The sequence below is a fragment of the Mycobacterium helveticum genome (assembly GCF_007714205.1).
In the GTDB taxonomy this organism is placed as follows: domain Bacteria; phylum Actinomycetota; class Actinomycetes; order Mycobacteriales; family Mycobacteriaceae; genus Mycobacterium; species Mycobacterium helveticum.
Window position 1 is genome coordinate 1 of record NZ_VMQU01000109.1, and the last position, 18,359, is coordinate 18,359.

Genomic DNA, 18,359 nt, shown 5'->3' on the forward strand with positions numbered 1-18,359 from the left:
ACCCCGACCGGCCGGAGCCCCCATACCATCGGCGACCAAAGGCACGCCTTGTCGGGCTGGGGCGAAGCCCCGTTAGATCTGTAGTGCCCAGCCTCGTCGTAGCACCTGTCCGATCTCAACGTACTCGGCGGCTCGGTGCTGGTGACCGTCACTTTGTTTGAGATGGCCTCGCCAGCGGTGGCCAACATCACCTTGCGGCGCAGTGATCTACCGCCGTGGCACGCCGAGAGGCCCGGCGTACTTTACCGGTAACCCTGCATATTTGATTCGTGCATATTCTCCACGAGCGTCCGGAGGTGGGATGGGCACTCGCGGTTCACCGCACCGGTGGCGAGCCGAGCGCGGTAGGGATCAGGGGGATGGCGCGGGCGTCGGGGACTTGGCCGTGCCGGGCAAAGCCGCAGTTCCGTGCAGGCACTGCTGGTATTCCGGACTACCCGGGACGTTATCGGCACCGCAGTTGCAATCGTGAACTTGCGCGGGATTGCCAAGCGAATCGCAAAAGTCGCTAGCTGGGGCCGATGGTGCGGCCCACACGACACCGGCGGTCAAGGCTGCTGCTAGACCACCGACAGTGGTTATCAATACTCTCGCCTTCACGTTGGACTCCTCGCCTCCCGAAGCCGACGGCACTCTGCTGCCGCGGATTGCACTAGCCGAACAGTAGGACTTTTCATCCTCCGGTATTCACCGCGAACCCACCACCGCGGAGCCCGGGGAGGGCCGCTCGAGATGATCGGGCGTGGTTCACCGACCGGTAGGTTTGCTGAAGGGTAGCGTTAGGGCGCTACTCTTGGCTGAATGTGGTGTATGATCTGGTGTATGAAGCGCACCAACATCTACCTTGATGAGGAGCAGGCGGCCAATCTCGACAAGTTGGCCGAGCAACAGGGCGTTTCGCGTGCCGAGCTCATCCGCCAATTGCTAGGCACGGCTCTCAACAACTCCGACGACAATCTCGAATCTGACCTGAATGCGATTGAAGAGTCGTTCGGCGCGCTTCGTGATATGGAATCGCCCGATCGCCGTCCCGGCGGCCGCGAGGAGCACCTCGACCGAATGTGGCGCCGCACCTCGTGATCCTGGTCGACTCGGACATCCTCATCGCTCACCTTCGCGGCCTGGACGCGGCACGGAATTGGCTCGTCCAAGCTCGAGAGGAGGGGCCTTTAGCTATCAGCGTGGTGTCAATCGCGGAGCTCGTCGGTGGGATGCGCAGCGCCGAGCGACGCGAAGTGTGGCGGCTGCTGGCGTCGTTTCGCACCGAACCAGCCACTGAGATCATCGCGCGCCGGGCCGGCGACTTCAGGCGGCAATACCGGGCGAGTCATTCAAGCATTGGCCTTGGTGACTATCTGATCGCCGCGACTGCCGACGTGAAGGGCTATCAAGCGGCGACGTTGAACGTGAAGCATTTCCCGATGTTCAAGAACCTGCGGCCGCCATTCGCCCTCTGAGGAGGAGCGATTGAAAATCGTTGACCAGCAATGCAAAACGGCGTAGTTTACCTGACATAATGTCGCTTATCGGCACCGAACTACGCCGAGTCGCATTAGATGAAAGGACTCGCACCCGTGAGGATTCAGCCGTCAGTCCTGCTGGGGCCCGCATACTCGTGCGCTGCCACCCACTGAGACTCCCGTGTTGGTTGCATGACTACCGTGGTCGGCGTACATCTCAATCACTTAATGAATGATTCGGCCGTTAGGTGAAACATTGCGAGCTTCGATCGGTGCCGGGTAGCACGTGACCGGTGTGAATCGTTTCAGGCTCCCTCTTCGATGGCCGGGCCCACCCCGGCGCCATTACGTCACAGTGACGAATGCGCAGGAATGTCAGTTCCAGTCACGGCACGGGTGGTCTCCGCGGTGAAAGGAATTATGACCGGCGGCGACGCAATCGTCGAGGTCACTGCGACCGACCCGGAAGCGCCAGTGCGGTTGCAACTCGACGGATTTGCGGTGCGGAACGTGTCAAGGTCGGTGAGACAGTTTCTTATGCGGATTTGATGAGTGCTTCGGGGGTTGGTTGGTTGATCCAGGCGACGGTTGGCAGTTTCGGTGGGGTGGGTCGGCGATGCCGGAACCTGGCGGGGTTGGCGGGTCGGCAAGCCGCTGCGCGGTGAGTTGGCCGGGAATTTCAGCGCCCGCCGCGGGCCCCACCGACTGCGGTATCGGATCGAACAGGACGGTGTGTTCATTGTGCGCGTCGACCATCGCGGGGACGTCTACCGCCACCCTCGTGACGAAAAGCTGTTGGGTTACAACAGTATCCGGTCCGACCGATACATCCTCGCGCCAAGAATCAGCTGAGAGCGCCGCCCAAAGTCAGAGGGCCCCAGCGCGGTCAATTCGTCACCGTGACGTTACTATCGCGGCAAGACGCCCTCGTTTGCCGAGCCTACCGACGCACTGACACCAACACCGGACCAACACCGGTAAAGCTGCATATTTGATTCCGGCGTATTCGGGCCTCTGCGTAGTGCTTTCGGCCATGATTCGCTTGGCCGCCGAGCCGTCTCGCTCGTTGAGTGGGGGCCTTCGAAAGCGCTCGCCAGAACCCGGGTCGGATTCTCACTAGTTTGCCGATGTGTCATCCAGAGCAGTCGACCGCAACCTCGAGTGCCGCGCAGATGGCGCGCATCCGGGCGTCGGCGAGGCGGCCAAGCCGATCGACCAACACCGCGACCGAGACACTTTCGACTGAGTCCAAATTCACCGCGGAACGGTGCGGGATCGGGTCGGGACCGGGTTCAAGAACAACCTCGCTGGCCAGCCCCCGGATTGTCGTGGTACAGGGCGCGACGAGTGCGCGTCGAAGCCGAGGGATCGCAGCATCGCGCGAGAGAACAACGACTGGACGCCGGCCGATCTCGGCCATCTCACACCACCACACCTCTCCGCGCACCGGAAGTGCGCTCACGAGTCTCCGGCCGCCCGCCGCCACGACGCTATATCGCCCCACTCGTCGGGCTCATCAATCGGGTGCTCGTCGTAGGCGGCATAGCTCGCATCCACCTCGGCTGATCGATGGCGAGCAAGTAAGGCCCTGAGGGCCTCATCGATGAGAGCTGCGTCAGTAATTCCTGCCCGCACGTCGCGTGCACTGCTCAGTAGCCCGGCGTCGACAGTAGTGCTCAGGCGTATGCGGTTCATGCCACAATTATGCCACGGCCTGAGCAAACTATCCGATGGGCGTCCCCCGGTCGCGGGCCCACAAACGTCTGATTTGTCACGTGGCGAATGGATATTACGGCTGGTGAGGGCCATTGTTCCGGGGTTGGGTGAGCCACCATTCCGTTGAATGGTGAGCCACTGTGCCGGTGGCCGGTGAGCCGTGGCGCCGGTGGTGTTGTGAGTGCGACCGTTCGTCGGTCTGCGTCATTGGGGCGCGGACGCGATGAAAGGGGTCGCCTTCGATGGTCGACTACAAACAGATCCTGCGGCTACGCGCCGAAGGAGTGAGCCAGCGCGGGATCGCCGAGGTACTGGGTTGCTCACGCAACACGGTGGCATCGGTGTTCGCCGCCGCAACTGCTGCCGGGGTGGGCTTCGGGGAGGTGGTGGACCTCGCTGCTGACGAGGTCCGCCACCGGCTGCTGCCCGCACCGAGCAAGCCGGACTCAGACCGAGTGGCGCCGGATTTCGAGCACGTGCACCGCGAGCTCGGGCGTCCGTCAGTGACGCTGCTGCTGCTGTGGAATGAGTACGTCGCGACCTGCCGAGAATCCGGTGGAGTGCCGTATCGGTACTCGTTCTTCAACGAACAGTACCGCCGCTGGGTGGCCGCGACGGGGGCGTCGATGCGTATCGTGCGCACCCCGGGCGAGTCCATCGAGGTCGACTGGGCCGGTGATGCGATGAGCTTCCTCGACCCGCTGACCGGCGACCCGACCGATGCATGGCTGTTTGTGGCCGCGCTGTCGTTTTCGGCGTTCACCTATGTGGAGGCATTCATCGATATGACGCTGGTGTCGTGGATCGATGCCCATGTGCACGCATTCGAGGCTTTTGGCGGCACGACCCGACTGCTCGTGCCGGACAACCTTCGCACCGGCGTATCCAAGGCTGATCGGTACGAACCGGTGCTCAACCCAGCCTATGCCGGGCTGGCCGAGCATTACCGCACCGCGATCGTGCCGGCCAGGGTCAAACGCCCGCGTGACAAGCCGGTCGTGGAGGGCAGCGTGCGCTTCGTCGCCAACCAGGTCGCCGCGGTGCTGCGGGATCGGCGGTTCGTGGGCCTGGCCGAGTTGAACGAGGCCATCTTCGAGCTGGTCGACCAGATCAACGCACGACCGTTTCAGAAGCGGGAGGACTCCCGCCAGATCGTGTTCCTGCGCGATGAACAGCCACTGCTGCATCCGTTGCCGCCGGCGCGGTTCGAATTGGCGGATCTACGAAAAGCCAAGGCAGGACCGAACTATCACATTCAAGTGGACGGCAATTTCTACTCCGTGCCATCGGCGTTGATCGGACAAAGTCTGGACGTTCGGATCACCACCGGCACCGTGGGGGTCTTCGACGGCACCGAACGCGTGGCGTGTCATGTCCGGCTCAAAGGGGTGCGCGGGCGGTATGCCACCGTCACCGAGCACATGCCTGCCGGGCATCGCCACCGCCTGTCCGACTGGAGCCCGGCCCGCTTCGAGCAGTGGGCGGCGACCATCGGCCCGAACACCACAGCGGCGATTGGGGCGATCCTGGCCTCCCGCAAGATCGTCGAGCAGTCCTACCGGTCGTGCCTGGGGGTGATGGCACTGGCCAAACGCCACGGTGGTGCGGCCCGACTCGAAGACACCTGCGGTCGAGCACTGGCCGCCACACCGGCGCCGTCCTACACGCTGATCAAGAAACTCTGGGCGGCTTGGGAACCCGCCGATCCACCACCGGCGGCATCCCTGGGTGATGCCGGCTTCGTGCGCGGTGCCGACTACTACGGCCAGAGCGAAGACCAGTCATGATCGACGTGCAGACCTTGGACAGGCTCAAGGCGATGCGCCTATCCGGCATGGCCGAGTACTTCGAGAACCTCGCCGCCACCACCGGTGCGCAGCGGCCCACCGGCCCGGAGATGGTCAAGATGGCCGTCGACTGGGAATACGAACGCCGCCGCAACAACAAGCTGCACCGGCTACGCCGACACGCCGGCCTGGCCCAACCCGCCGCCGACATCGCTGACATCAAAGCCATGCCCGGCCGCAGCGTGGATAGCGAGCTGATCGTCCGCCTGGCCGTCGGCAACTACCTGCAGAACCGCCAAGACGTCATCCTGCAGGGCCCCACCGGCGCCGGGAAGACCTATGTGGCCTGCGCACTGGGCAACAAGGCATGCCAGCAGTACCGCAGCGTGCTCTACCTGCCGGCCGGTGAACTATTCGACCGGCTCACCATCGCCGAACGCACCGGGGAGCGAAAACGCTGCCTGGACACCCTGGTCAAGGTGGAGCTGTTGATCATCGACGACTGGTTCCTCACCACGCCGAGCCGCCAGCAGATCCAGCAGCTGCACACCTTGATCGACCGGCGCCATAAGACGGCATCGACGATCTACTGCACCCAGCTACCGCCCGGTCAGTGGCATGACCGCATGGAGGAGAAAATTCTCGCCGACGCAATCATCGATCGCATCACCACCAACGCCCACGCCACCGTGCTGACCTGCGACGAATCAATGCGCAAGCACTTCGGTCTGCCCGGCTGACCAACCGCCGGTGGGGCGGACCGCCTGCTGGACCGTCCCACCGGCACTACCCAACCCAGGCCGCCCGCGGCCCACCCCGTGCACGCGCACGCCCGTCAGCACAACGACGACGCCGCGGTCCAGCCTCACACCGGAACAGTGGCCCACCGATCAGCGGAACAATGGCTCACCCAACAGCGGAACAGCGGCCCTCACCGAGCGTGATATCCAGCGAATTATGCGTAGCGCAGTGGCAGCTCCCGAGGAGACCTGATTCGCGGTGATTGCAACTGATTCTGGACTAGCTAGCCAGCGAATTAAGCTGTAGCACAACTTAATTCAGAGTTAATGCGGCATCTTCTCATTCACCCACCTCTGCCCAATGTTGCTGCAAGTGTGGAAGGAATTCGGTCAACGGTGTCTCCGTTGGTCACGGTGAACGTGGTCAGGCGGTCACTGAGGTGGGCTGCGACGATTTGCACGACGGCGATGACGGTGTCGTTGGCCACCAAGTCGGGCACGGCAGGCCGACTACGAACCGGTGCGGCCACCGAGTGGAAAACGCGCGGCTGTCGGAGGCGCTCAAGGAAATGGCCGTGATCGACCGGTGCGGGCGAACACGCCGGCTAGGGCATCCAGGGCGGCCGGCACTAGCCGGTAGTAGGCCCATTTGCCGCGCTGGGTGCGCTCGAGCAGACCGGCCTCGACCAGGACCTTGAGGTGGTGTGACACGGTCGGTTGGGACAGCCCGACCGGCCCGGTCAAGTCACAGACGCATGCTTCGGCCGCCTCGTGGCCCGCGATCAGCGACACCAGTCGCAGCCGGGTTGGCTCGCCGAGCGCCTTGAGAACCACGGCCAGCCGCTCGGCGGCCTCCGCATCCAGCACCGCATCGGCGATGGGACGACAACACGTCTGGAGATCGGCCACCAGTAGCGATCCATCGGATTGCGCTGAGGAAGCGATCGTCGTAGGCATAAACCCAGTATGACACACATTGACAGCCGTCGATGGATAGTGCAGTCTTGATCCCATAGACATCTGTCGATGAGAGGATTATCGAAATGACCGAGACCAGGGACGGCGAGTTGCGCGATCAGGTTCGCGCCAGCTACGGAGCCGCCGCCAACGCGATCAGCGGCGGCGCCACCAACAGCGAGGTGCTCACCGCGGCGAGCTGTTGCGGGTCGAGCGATGCGGCCGACGTCGGCACCATTTTCGGAGCGGGTCTCTACGGCGCCGACGAGCATTCCGAGCTGCCCGCCGACGCCGTCGCGGCGAGCTTGGGGTGCGGCAACCCGACCGCGGTCGCCGACCTGCATCCCGGTGAACGCGTGCTCGACCTGGGCTCCGGCGGCGGCATCGATGTGCTGCTCTCGGCACGCCGAGTCGGACCCGAGGGGTTCGCCTACGGCGTCGACATGACCGACGAGATGCTCGCCCTGGCCGAGGCGAACAAGGCCAAAGCGGGTGTCACCAACGTCGAGTTCCTCAAGGGCACCATCGAGGACATCCCACTGCATGACGCAGCGGTCGACGTGGTGATCTCCAACTGCGTGATCAACCTGTCGGCCGACAAACCGGCGGTGCTCGCCGAAATGTTTCGGGTTCTGGTTCCCGGAGGGCGGATCGGGATCTCCGACGTCGTCGCCGAGGATCACCTCACCGCGGCCGAACGAGCCGAGCGCGGCTCCCATGTCGGCTGCATTGCCGGAGCCCTGTCCAAAAAGGAATACCTCGACGGCCTGGCCGCCGCCGGATTCGTCGATGCCTCCGTGGCCTTCACCCACGAAGTTGCCGACGGAATGCACGGCGCAATCATCCGCGCCACCAAACCCGCAGCATCGGTCGGCGGCTAAACCGACACAGAGCCGATGCAGAAAGGCCAGTGGGCTGGCGCGGAGCAACCGCACCAGCCCACTGTCACGTTTGGAGTTACTTAGACAGCAGTCACTCCTACTGCCTGAGGCCCTTTGGCGCCTTGCGCAACCTCGAACTGAACACGCTGGTTTTCCTCGAGCGAACGGTAGCCGTTGCCCTGGATCTCCGAGTAGTGGACGAACAGGTCCTTCGCGCCGTCGTCCGGGGTGATGAAGCCGAAGCCCTTCTCACCGTTGAACCATTTCACAGTCCCCTGTGCCATTTACTTTCTTCTCTCATTTCAAATGCGGACATACCTAAAATATCCGCGCGATCAACGTAGCACGAGCCGTGCCCTTTATTGACGATTGTTGTCACGCTGCGGCGACGAACCCTGGGAGCGGGCCGGGCGGCGACTACGCCGGCGGCCGACGGAACCGGAGCGGGGAGGCTGCGGCGGACGCTGCTGCGAGGAATGCGCAGGGACCGCCGTCTTCGGCGCGGGGGCACGATGCGGCGCCATCTCACCGGCTACCGCGTGCACGGCAGCCGAGTCGACGGTGACCTCCTGCGGTGTGACGCGGATGCCCGCGCGGCGCATCAACGCGTGCGTGTCCTTACGCTGCTCGGGCAGGACGACGGTCACGACGTCACCGGCGTTGCCCGCCCGCGCGGTGCGCCCGGACCGGTGCAGGTAAGCCTTGTGCTCGGCGGGCGGATCGATGTGCACGACCAGCTCGATTCCGTCGACATGGACGCCGCGCGCGGCGATGTCGGTGGCCACCAACACGCGGGCGTCACCGGCGGTGAAGGCGGCAAGATTCCGGTCGCGTGCGGGCTGAGACAGGTTGCCGTGCAAGTCCACAGCCGGGACACCGGATTCGGTGAGCTGTTTGGCGAGCTTGCGCGCCTGATGCTTGGTGCGCATGAACAGGATGCGGCGACCGGAGCCGGAAGCGAGCCGGTGGACCAGCTTCGTCTTGGCGTGCACGTCGGAGACGTGGAACACGTGGTGGGTCATTTCGGGCACCGGCGAATCGGCGCCGTCGACGGAGTGCAGCACCGCGTCGCGCAGGAACCGATTGACGAGCTTGTCGACGCCATTGTCGAGGGTCGCGGAGAACAGCAACCGCTGGCCGCCCATCGGGGTGGCCGCCAGGATGCGGGTGACGCCGGGCAGAAAGCCGAGGTCGGCCATGTGATCGGCTTCGTCGATCACCGTGACCTCGACCGAGTCGAGGCTGATCAGACGTTGCTTCATCAAGTCTTCGAGGCGGCCCGGGCAGGCCACGACGACGTCGACGCCGGACTTCAGCGCCGCCACCTGCCTGCTTTGCGACACGCCGCCGAAGATCGTCGTCACGCGCAGCCCGTTGGCAGCGGCCAGCGGCTCCAGAGCCGCGGTGATCTGGGTGGCCAGTTCCCGGGTCGGGGCCAGAATCAGACCCGCCGGGTGCGACGGGCGGCGCCGGTGTCCGGCCAGCCTGCTGACCAGAGGAATCGAGAAGGCGAGCGTCTTGCCGCTGCCCGTCTTGCCGCGGCCGAGGACGTCTCGGCCGCTCAGTGTGTCGGGAAGTGTTTCGACCTGGATGGGAAACGGATGGCTGATCCCGCGGGCGGCGAGCACTTCGATGAGTGGTTCGCGCACGCCGAGATCGGCAAATGTCGTGCCTGTGGTCACTGGATGTCTTTCAGCATCGGTGGTGCCGAGTTGGCGGCGAAATGCGCGCGTTCGGTCAGCACAAAGTGGCGAGATTGCCGGTGGGCAAAATCGATCGCCGCGATACGAACTGCGCCGGATTCAGTGCGCCAGCCACTCGATCGGGGCGGACGCCGGAAGGATCAAGAAGCGTTTCACGACGTGCCGGCCGCCGTAGGACGGCCAACGTTGACACCAGCATAGCGCATGCCGGCCCGGTACGCCCCGCGAGCCCGAGACCTGCGCGCGGCGCCCGCCCGCTGCCTGTACCGTTGAAGACGAACCGCTCGCGAGCGGTCATCGCGAATCGTCGCCTCAAGAAAAGAGATCAGCGTGCGATTCGACCGTCGTCCGGACGCCGACGCGAACCGGCCGACCTCCTCTTTCGTAAGGACACACATGGACAACTCGAACCTGTTCTCCCACCCCGAAGCGCCCGAACACGTCGTCTCGGACGAGACCTCCGGGAAGCCGGTCGAACACCCGGTCTTCTCGGATCGGCCCAACGGCGACGCTGGCGCGCGGGCCAAAGAACGACACTGAGGTAGTCAACGCGGAGCCGCGGGGCGGTTGCGTCGCCTGAGTCGCTGCCGCGGCAGTGAGCCTCACTGTCGCGGCAGTGAGCGGGCCTGACCACATGCGCCCGACGGGGCCGGCATTGCGCCACACAATCATGGAGTGCCCCATCGCAAATTCACCGTCCTGTTGATCGCGAGCGCCGAGGCCTTCGCGGCTGCGGCGCTGTGGGCCGCCGGCGCGTAGCGGCGGCAAGCCCCTCCGGCGCAAGCACTTTGGGCCATGGCGCCGCCCGGGCCGTAATCGGCAGGGAAGCAAACGCAAACCGTGACAGCACACGTCCAACTCGTTGCCGCCGAACCCGGAGTCCACTACACCGTCAGGTTGATCCAGTCGCCGAGTTCTTCGATGTCATGCGCTGCAGGAAGCCATGTCCGCGACCACAACCGGTGCGTGGGTCTTCGTCGAGCGCCCGTCGCAGAAGTCGCGCGGCGGCGCCGAAGAATCTGCTTAGCGAAACACCCGTCGGCCCGACCGTGATTTGGGACTCGTTGTCGGCACGGCCGCGAAGGCCGCCACGATGCATGGCGGTGAGTGCGGTATATTCACCGCATGCGAGTCTAGAAAGCGGCTCTTCTGAAGTGTCGACCTAACGGATGCGATCCGGTCGCGTGAGAAACGGGAAAATCGCATTGCACACACCGGAAATCCTCTCTCGGGACTCGCCTTAAGCGACACGGTCGCCGACCCGGCCGTGACGATTTTCTAGCAATGTACGTGCTGATCGGAACTTTATCGGGGGCTGTGAATGGCCAGGAGGCTTCTACTCCGGCGTTGGCACCGCAACATGGAGGTGCGCGACGACGCCGAGTACGTGAGCGCCATCGCCACGTTGTCCGAGGGCTCGGTGCGCCGGAACTTCAACCCCTACACCGACATCGACTGGGACGCGCCGGAGTTCGCGGTCATCGACAATGATCCCCGGTGGATCCTGCCGGCGAGCGACCCATTGGGCCGCCACCCCTGGTACCAGGCCCAGCCCGAGGACCGCAAGATCAAGATCGGGATGTGGCGCCAGGCCAACGTGGCCAAGGTGGGCACCCATTTTGAGTCCGTCCTGATCCGCGGCCTGATGAACTACACATTTTGGCTGCCCAACGGTTCACCGGAATACCGGTATTGCCTCCACGAATCCGTGGAAGAGGGCAACCACACCCTGATGCTGCAGGAGATGGTCAACCGCGTCGACGCGAGCGTGCCGGGCTTGCCACGCATCCTGCGCTGGATCTCGCCGCTGGTCCCGTTGGCGGCCGGACCGCTGCCGGTGGCGTTCTTCATCGGGGTCCTTGCCGGCGAGGAACCCCTCGACCACACCCAGAAGGATGTGCTCCGCGAGGGCAAGGCGCTGCACCCGGTCATGGAACGGGTGATGGCGATCCACGTGGCCGAGGAAGCGCGTCACATCTCCTTTGCCCACGAATTCCTGCATAAGCGGTTGCCTCAACTGCCCAAATGGCAGCGCTTTTGGCTTTCCCTGTATTTCCCGCTGATCATGCGTCTGTTGTGCCACGCAATTGTGGTACCGCCGGCGGCGTTTTGGCGCGAGTTCGGCATTCCGCGCGAGGTGAAGAGGGAACTTTTCTTCGAGTCGCCGGAATCGCAGCAATTCCTTCGCGACATGTTCGCCGATATGCGGGCCCTGGTCTATGACACCGGGATGATGAATCCCCTTTCCCGGGCCCTGTGGCGGGTGTGCGGGATTGACGGCGAGCCGTCGCGCTACCGCGGCGAACCGCAACGCCGGCGGTTCAACGCCCAACCCGATGACGGCGCGGCGGCCGCGCTCGGCGCCGACCCGCACGAGACGTGCCGTCCGCCCGTCGGGGCACGCTAGCCGGACGCCTCGCCGGAAGCTCCGCGCCGTTCTGGTGGGCCGCGCTGCCCCGTCAAGCGAACCGCGGACACGCGATGACGAACCGGGACGGCCGACCATCCCCGCGTCGAACGCATCGAACGCACCGGCCGTTCCCGGACGTCAAGCCATCAGGACAATCTGGCGGGGCCTGACCACTTCACCGAGCCTGACCACTTCACCGAGCCTGTAAATGCGCAGACGAAGTGCACGTGCGAAGACCGGAAGGGCAGGTCACATTTTCCGTCCTGTATGGTCGTGCTGCCCTGTCGGCGCGCGGGAATCGAGGGCACCCATGGTGAGCGGACCGCCTGGCCGGGCCTTCACGATCCGGGATGCCGTGGATCCCGGTCTGCGCAACGCCACGCGGTTCTTGCCCCGGGGATACGCACTGCACCGCGGTTACAAGCTCCAGCGAAAGCTCATGGCGGCCCTGGGTCACGCCGGCCGGTTGCGCGACACACCGGTCGTCGCGGTCAACGAGAACGTCACGGTGCGCCTGCACCGCCCGGCCGGGCTGCCCGGCCGGGCGCCCGCGCTGTTGTGGATCCACGGCGGTGGCACCATCATGGGGGTCGCCGCCCAGGACGACAAGTATCTCCGCAGGCTGTGCCATCGCACCGGGATCGCGGCCGCGGCGGTAGAACACCGGCTGGCGCCCGAGCACCCCTATCCGACGCCGGTCGAAGACTGTTATGCGGCTCTGCTGTGGCTGGCGCGCCAGCCGTGGGTGGACCCGGATCGGGTCGCCGTCGGCGGCGCCAGCGCCGGTGGGCATTTCGCGGCGGCGGTGGCGCAGCGCGCTCACGATCGGGGCGACGTCGAACTCGCCTTCCAGATGCTGGTCTATCCGATGCTCGATGATCGCACCGGCGCACGCGGCGATGGACCCAAACGCATCATGTGGACCGAGCGCGACAACCAGCTGGCGTGGCGGTGGTACCTCGACGGCGCCGATCCCCTCGAGGCGGTGCCGGGCCGGCGGCACGACCTGTCCGGTCTGGCCCCGGCCTGGATCGGGGTCGGCACGTTGGACCTCTTCTACCGCGAGTGCCGGGAGTACGCGCAGCGGCTCCGCGACGCGGGTGTCCGCGTGCACGAGGAACTGGCGCCGGGCGCCTTTCACGCGTTCGACCAGATCGCGGACAAGGCACCGATTTCGGTGAATTTCCTCGCCAGCCAGTGCGACCACCTGCGCGCTGCACTGGCGGCGCCGCGTCGCTGACCCCGGAGGGCCGAACATGCGATCTGTCACGTTGTGACTGCATAGTTTGCAGTTTGTGCAACTATAGGGTGCTATGGCCAATCAGATCGGTCTCCGCGAGCGCCGCCGCCGCCAGACCAGCATGGACATTCGGGACGCCGCCGTGCGTCTGGCCGGCGAACGCAGCTTCGACAGGGTGACCATCGACGAGATCTGCCTCGAGGCCGGCATCTCACCCCGCACTTTCTTCAACTATTTCCCCAACAAAGAGTCCGCGATCGCCTACGGCCCCTCCGACATACCCCCTGAGCTCGTTGCCGAGTTCGTCGCGGCCGGCCCAGCCCCCTACTCGGTGGTGCTGGCGGAGCTGATCACGCTGGCGGCCCACCACCTCCGCGACACCCCGCCCAAGCGCGACCAGGCCGTGTGCATGTTGCAACTCGCCAAGACCACCCCAGCGGTCCTGGCCGCTTTCCTTGCCGATCTGGAGCGGTTCCAAACCCACCTGACCGATATCGTCGCGCGCCGCCAGGGGATGCGGCCCGACGACGAGGTGCCCGCGATGATCTCCGCCCTGGCGTTGACGGCCGTGCGTTCGGGAATCGAGCGCTGGTCCGGCGGTAAGCCCGAGGATGCCGACGACACGCCGATGCCCTACGTCGAACGCGCCGCCGCGCTCGTCAACAGCATCCTCACGAAGTGACGCAAAACACCGCCAGCGAAGTTGCATAGTCTGCAAAATATGCACCGTATGTATTATGCTTTGAGCTCGGTGCCGCGAAACGGTCCGGGGGTACGGAGCCATCGCAGCGTCTGACAGTCGCCTACGAATCCCCTTGTAGCGCAATCGGTCAGTGCGCCCCCCGTTCTCGCCCGCGGGCTGCCCCGACGACGCCCACACCACCGCTGCGCGACGAGGAAGGAAAGCACCCGGGTGCAGATATCGAAGGTTGTGCGCAACGCGTGGCTGCCGCTGTTGATCACGGCGGTCGTCGTGGTCGGGGGCTTCACCGTGGCGCGGGTCAAGACGTTCTTCAGCGCCCAGGACACCGGCGTGCTGACCAGCCCCCGGCTGGACGAATCGAAGCCGTTCAAGCCGAAGGTCGTCAAATACGAGGTCTTCGGCTCAGCCCGTCACGCCAACGTCAACTACCTCGATCTGTCGGCCGACCCGCAGCGGGTCGACGGCGCACCGTTGCCGTGGACGCTGGTACTCAGCACGACCGCCCCCTCCGTCTTCCCCAACATCTCGGCACAGAGCGACGGTGACCAGCTGGGTTGCCGCATCACCATCGATGACGAAGTCAAGGACGAGAACATGACCACCGGCGTGCACGCCCTGACGTTCTGCTTGGTGAAGTCGGCATGAGCAGACACCTCGACAACACCGCCCCCATCGCGACGCAGCAGGAGCGGCCCGCGATCCCGCGTCTCATCCGGAAGTTCGCGGTACCCGTCATCCTCGGCTGGATCGCGGTCATCGCGGTCCTCAACGTGGCCGTCCCCCAGCTCGACGAGGTGGGCAAGATGCGCTCGGTGTCGATGGCTCCCGACGATGCGCAGTCGGTCGTCGCGACGAAGCGCATGGGCGCGGTGTTTGACGAGTACAAGTCCAACAGCTCGGTGATGATCGTGCTGGAGGGCCAGAAGCCCCTCGGTGACGCGGCCCACGCCTATTACGACCAGGTCGTCAAGAAGCTTGACGCCGACACCAAACACGTTGAGCACGTCCAGGATATGTGGAGCGATCCGCTGACCGGGGCGGGCGCGCAGAGCAACGACGGCAAGGCCGCCTACGTTCAGGTCTACCTGGCCGGGAACCAGGGCGAAGCCCTGGCCAACGAGTCCGTCGAGTCCGTCCAGAAAATCGTCAAGAGCCTTCCCACTCCCCCGGGGGTCAAGGCGTACGTCACCGGGCCCGCGGCACTGATGGCGGACCAGCACGAGGCCGGCGATCGCAGCCTGCAGCTCATCACGGCGGCGACCTTCACGGTGATCATTGCGATGCTGCTGCTGGTCTACCGCTCGATCGTCACGGTGTTGCTCACGTTGGTCATGGTGGTGTTCGAGCTTTCGGCCGCGCGCGGAATGGTCGCCTTCCTGGGCTACTACAAGATCATCGGGCTCTCCACGTTCGCCACGAACTTGTTGGTCACGTTGGCGATCGCGGCCGCCACCGACTACGCGATCTTTTTGATCGGCCGATATCAGGAGGCCCGCTCGGTCGGCGAATCCCGGGAAGACGCGTACTACACCATGTACAAGGGCACCGCACACGTCGTGCTCGGTTCGGGCCTGACCATCGCCGGCGCCACGTTCTGCCTGCACTTCACCAACCTGCCGTACTTCCAGACGCTGGGCATTCCGTTGGCGATCGGCATGGTGGTGGTCGTCGCGGCGGCACTGACGCTTGGTCCCGCGGCCATCTCGGTGGCATCGCGCTTTGGTAAGACACTCGAACCCAAGCGGGCGCAACGGATCCGCGGGTGGCGCAAGGTCGGAGCCCTCGTCGTGCGGTGGCCCGGACCGATTCTGGTGATGACGATCATGGTCGCACTGGTGGGCCTGCTGACCCTGCCGGGTTACCGCACCAACTACAACGACCGCAACTACCTGCCCGCGGACCTGCCCGCGAACGAGGGTTACGCGGCCGCGGACCGGCACTTTTCGAAGGCGCGGATGAATCCCGAAGTGCTGATGATCGAAAGCGACCACGATCTGCGCAACTCGGCCGACTTCCTGGTCATCGACAAGATCGCCAAGGCGATCTTCCGGTTGCCGGGAATCGGCCGCGTACAAGCCATCACCCGGCCGGAGGGCACGCCGATCGAGCACACCTCGATCCCCTTCCAGATCAGCATGCAGGGTGTCACCCAGCAGATGAACCAGAAGTACCAGGAAGACCAGATGGCCGACATGCTGCATCAGGCCGACATGATGCAGACGACCATCAACGACATGACCAAGATGCAGAGCATCACCGCGCAGATGGCCGACAACATGCACATCATGGTCAAAAAGATGCACGACATGACCATGGACATTGCCCAATTACGGGACAACATGGCCGATTTCGAGGACTTCTTCCGGCCCATCCGCAGCTACTTCTACTGGGAGAAGCACTGCTACGACATCCCCGTGTGCTATTCGCTGCGGTCGGTGTTCGACGCCCTCGACGGCATCGACACGATGACCGACGACATCCAGAGCCTGCTGCCGGTCATGGACCGCCTCGATGCGCTGATGCCCCAGATGGTGGCGCTGATGCCCGGGATGATCGAGAACATGAAGGCCATGAAAGCGACGATGCTGACCATGTATTCGACCCAGAAAGGGTTGCAGGATCAGCAGAAAGAGGCGCAGAAGAACGCCAGCGCCATGGGCAAGGCCTTCGACGCGTCCAAGAACGACGACTCGTTCTACCTGCCCCCGGAGACGTTCAACAATGCCGAGTTCAAGAAGGGCATGAAGAACTTCATCTCCCCCAACGGCCACGCCGTGCGCTTCATCATCAGCCACGACGGCGATCCGATGTCGGCCGAAGGCATCGCGCACATCGACGCGATCAAGAAGGCCGCCTACGAAGCACTCAAAGGCACGCCGCTGGAGGGCTCGAGGATCTATCTCGGCGGGACCGCGGCAATGTACAAAGACCTCAGCGACGGCAACACCTACGACCTGTTGATCGCCGGGATCGCCTCGCTGTGCCTGATTTTCATCATCATGCTGATCATCACGCGCGGCGTCGTGGCCTCGGCGGTCATCGTGGGCACCGTCCTGCTCTCGCTGGGCGCGTCCTTCGGGCTCTCGGTGCTGATCTGGCAGCACCTCATCGGCATCGAACTGCACTGGATGGTGCTCGCGATGTCGGTCATCATCCTGCTCGCCGTCGGCGCCGACTACAACCTGCTGCTGGTGGCGCGGTTCAAGGAGGAGATCTACGCCGGGCTGAACACCGGAATCATCCGTTCGATGGGCGGCACCGGCTCGGTCGTCACGTCGGCGGGGCTGGTCTTCGCCTTCACGATGATGACGATGGCGGTCAGCGAGCTGACGGTGATCGGCCAGGTCGGCACCACCATCGGCCTGGGCCTGCTCTTCGACACACTGATCGTCAGGTCGCTGATGACCCCGGCGATCGCCGCGCTGCTGGGCAAGTGGTTCTGGTGGCCGCAGCGGGTCCGACAGCGGCCCAAGCCCTCCCCCTGGCCCACCCCGATGCCGATGCCGATGCCGGCCGAGCAGCCCGAATTGGTGTCGACTGACTCTGCGCTGACGGCGTCGACTCTGCGCTGACGGCACCGAAACTGCGCCCAGCACGTGCTTGCAGCGCTGGGCGCAGCACGGGGCGCAGTCTCGATGGGAGGCGGCGGGTTTAGGTGACCCACTCCGGTTGCTCGCCGATATCGGCCGCGGAGAAGTCCTTGTGCCCCAACCCCGCCGTGGTACCGCCGTCCACGACGAACTCCGAGCCGGTCGAATAGCTCGACTCGTCGCTGGCCAGGTAGACCACCAGGTGGGAAACCTCGCTGGGGTCGGCGGCGCGGCCCAGCGCGGTCTGGAAGAGGTCCTCGGGAACCCATTCGGTCATCGGCGTCTTGATGAGCCCGGGATGGATCGAGTTGACCCGGATGCCGCTCGGACCCAATTCGAGCGCGGCCGATTTGGTCAGCCCGCGCACGGCGAATTTGGTTGCGGTGTAACCGTGGCAGGCGATGGTACCGGCCATCCCCTCGATGGAGGAGATGTTGATGATCGAGCCGCGTCCCGCTTCCTTCATGGGTTTGACAACGGCGCGGATGCCGAGGAACACGCCGGTCAGATTGATGTCGAGAATCCGCTGCCACTCGGAGAGTTCGTAGTCCTCGAGCGTGCCGATGTTGATGATGCCGGCGTTGTTCACCAGCACGTCGACACCGCCGAACTCGGCCAGCGCGGTGGCGACCGCCGCGGCCCACTGCTCGGGACTGGTCACGTCCAGGTGCACGTAGCGGGCCGCGTCACCGACGTCGGCGGCGACCGCCTTGCCCTCGTCGTCGAGGATGTCGCCGAACACCACCTTGGCGCCCTCGCCGACGAGCATCCGCACGTGCGAGGCGCCCATCCCCCGGGCGCCGCCACTGACGAGCGCGACCTTTCCCGCCAACCGTTGTGCCACCGCATGTCTCCCGTCGTGTCGGAGGAATGGTTAGCACCATACAGACGCACGACGATGTATGGCCAGCTTCGAACTAGTTCTTGTCCGACCACCGGAAGACGGCGAGGCAAGCCATTAAGCCGGCAATGCTCCACGCCGTCAGCACAAAGAATATGCGCCAGCGCTCCCAGCTGCCGGCCGGTTCGAAAGCGACCATGTCCGGTGGCAACAGCACGGAACGGAAACCGTTCCTAAACACTGAGCGAAACTGAGTTTCGCCTGGTGGGCGGCCCCGAACGGTCGTGGGTCGCCTGGGTTCTCGCCGTGGTCCTGTGAGCACGTCTGGTCT

General features: G+C 64.7%; 16 protein-coding genes and 2 pseudogenes. 12 read left to right on the forward strand and 6 right to left on the reverse strand.

Annotated elements, in window-relative coordinates; genetic code table 11:
* The first annotated feature begins 822 nt into the window (after positions 1-822).
* From FPZ47_RS20820 to FPZ47_RS20830, 3 genes are all read left to right on the forward strand, one after another.
* Positions 823-1,080: a ribbon-helix-helix domain-containing protein gene (locus FPZ47_RS20820; RefSeq protein WP_144954720.1), complete on the forward strand. Its 258-nt coding sequence runs from the start codon at positions 823-825 to the stop codon at positions 1,078-1,080.
* Positions 1,077-1,457, forward strand: a complete 381-nt coding sequence (locus FPZ47_RS20825; RefSeq protein ID WP_144954723.1) for a type II toxin-antitoxin system VapC family toxin — start codon at positions 1,077-1,079, stop codon at positions 1,455-1,457. Before FPZ47_RS20820 ends, FPZ47_RS20825 begins: the two co-directional genes overlap by 4 nt.
* Positions 1,458-2,060: 603 nt before the next feature.
* Positions 2,061-2,312 (forward strand): type II toxin-antitoxin system RelE family toxin, encoded by a 252-nt coding sequence (locus tag FPZ47_RS20830; RefSeq protein ID WP_246133511.1) that lies wholly within the window; start codon positions 2,061-2,063, stop codon positions 2,310-2,312.
* A 280-nt stretch (positions 2,313-2,592) separates the two neighbouring features.
* On the opposite strand, the gene FPZ47_RS20835 is transcribed toward FPZ47_RS20830, so the two are convergent.
* Together FPZ47_RS20835 and FPZ47_RS20840 are read right to left on the reverse strand one after the other, a co-directional pair.
* On the reverse strand, positions 2,593-2,922 hold the full coding sequence (locus FPZ47_RS20835; RefSeq protein ID WP_144954761.1) for a type II toxin-antitoxin system PemK/MazF family toxin: 330 nt from the start codon (positions 2,920-2,922) through the stop codon (positions 2,593-2,595).
* Positions 2,919-3,170 (reverse strand): annotated as a pseudogene (locus tag FPZ47_RS20840) (type II toxin-antitoxin system antitoxin MazE5); the annotation flags it as partial. The pseudogene FPZ47_RS20840 and the gene FPZ47_RS20835, both read right to left, overlap by 4 nt.
* A gap of 248 nt (positions 3,171-3,418) precedes the next feature.
* Here FPZ47_RS20840 and istA point away from each other — a divergent pair.
* Positions 3,419-4,963, forward strand: a complete 1,545-nt coding sequence (gene istA, locus FPZ47_RS20845) for an IS21 family transposase (protein WP_144954731.1) — start codon at positions 3,419-3,421, stop codon at positions 4,961-4,963.
* On the forward strand, positions 4,960-5,703 hold the full coding sequence (locus tag FPZ47_RS20850; RefSeq protein WP_144954734.1) for an ATP-binding protein: 744 nt from the start codon (positions 4,960-4,962) through the stop codon (positions 5,701-5,703). Before istA ends, FPZ47_RS20850 begins: the two co-directional genes overlap by 4 nt.
* Before the next feature lie 561 nt (positions 5,704-6,264).
* On the opposite strand, the gene FPZ47_RS20855 is transcribed toward FPZ47_RS20850, so the two are convergent.
* Positions 6,265-6,660 carry an ArsR/SmtB family transcription factor gene (locus tag FPZ47_RS20855; protein WP_144954737.1) on the reverse strand — a complete coding sequence of 132 codons (396 nt, stop codon included), beginning with the start codon at positions 6,658-6,660 and terminating at the stop codon, positions 6,265-6,267.
* A gap of 86 nt (positions 6,661-6,746) precedes the next feature.
* Here FPZ47_RS20855 and arsM point away from each other — a divergent pair, with 86 nt between their 5' ends.
* Entirely contained in the window at positions 6,747-7,541 is a 795-nt protein-coding gene (arsM, locus tag FPZ47_RS20860; protein ID WP_144954740.1) for an arsenite methyltransferase, read from the forward strand.
* Between the two features lie 80 nt (positions 7,542-7,621).
* Here the strand turns inward: arsM and FPZ47_RS20865 are convergent, their stop codons facing one another.
* Complete coding sequence (locus FPZ47_RS20865; RefSeq protein ID WP_144954743.1) at positions 7,622-7,825, reverse strand: cold-shock protein; 204 nt, start codon at positions 7,823-7,825, stop codon at positions 7,622-7,624.
* A gap of 75 nt (positions 7,826-7,900) precedes the next feature.
* Positions 7,901-9,223 (reverse strand): DEAD/DEAH box helicase, encoded by a 1,323-nt coding sequence (locus FPZ47_RS20870; RefSeq protein ID WP_144954746.1) that lies wholly within the window; start codon positions 9,221-9,223, stop codon positions 7,901-7,903.
* 417 nt (positions 9,224-9,640) lie between these two features.
* Here FPZ47_RS20870 and FPZ47_RS28500 point away from each other — a divergent pair, with 417 nt between their 5' ends.
* The 6 genes and pseudogenes from FPZ47_RS28500 (at position 9,641) to FPZ47_RS20895 (ending at position 17,169) form a co-directional block, all read left to right on the forward strand.
* A complete protein-coding gene (locus FPZ47_RS28500) occupies positions 9,641-9,784 on the forward strand; it encodes a hypothetical protein (protein WP_168209523.1) in 144 nt (47 codons plus the stop codon).
* Positions 9,785-10,565: 781 nt separating this feature from the next.
* A pseudogene (locus FPZ47_RS20875) lies at positions 10,566-11,579 on the forward strand (AurF N-oxygenase family protein); the annotation flags it as partial.
* Between the two features lie 385 nt (positions 11,580-11,964).
* Positions 11,965-12,894, forward strand: a complete 930-nt coding sequence (locus FPZ47_RS20880; RefSeq protein ID WP_144954752.1) for an alpha/beta hydrolase — start codon at positions 11,965-11,967, stop codon at positions 12,892-12,894.
* Between the two features lie 73 nt (positions 12,895-12,967).
* On the forward strand, positions 12,968-13,576 hold the full coding sequence (locus FPZ47_RS20885) for a TetR family transcriptional regulator (RefSeq protein ID WP_144954755.1): 609 nt from the start codon (positions 12,968-12,970) through the stop codon (positions 13,574-13,576).
* A 231-nt stretch (positions 13,577-13,807) separates the two neighbouring features.
* Complete coding sequence (locus FPZ47_RS20890; protein ID WP_281291881.1) at positions 13,808-14,242, forward strand: MmpS family transport accessory protein; 435 nt, start codon at positions 13,808-13,810, stop codon at positions 14,240-14,242.
* The gene (locus FPZ47_RS20895; protein ID WP_246133512.1) at positions 14,239-17,169 is read left to right on the forward strand and encodes an MMPL/RND family transporter; all 2,931 of its coding nucleotides are present in this window, start codon (positions 14,239-14,241) and stop codon (positions 17,167-17,169) included. Before FPZ47_RS20890 ends, FPZ47_RS20895 begins: the two co-directional genes overlap by 4 nt.
* Before the next feature lie 79 nt (positions 17,170-17,248).
* Here the strand turns inward: FPZ47_RS20895 and FPZ47_RS20900 are convergent, their stop codons facing one another.
* Positions 17,249-18,031 carry a glucose 1-dehydrogenase gene (locus FPZ47_RS20900; protein WP_144954758.1) on the reverse strand — a complete coding sequence of 261 codons (783 nt, stop codon included), beginning with the start codon at positions 18,029-18,031 and terminating at the stop codon, positions 17,249-17,251.
* Positions 18,032-18,359 lie beyond the last annotated feature (328 nt).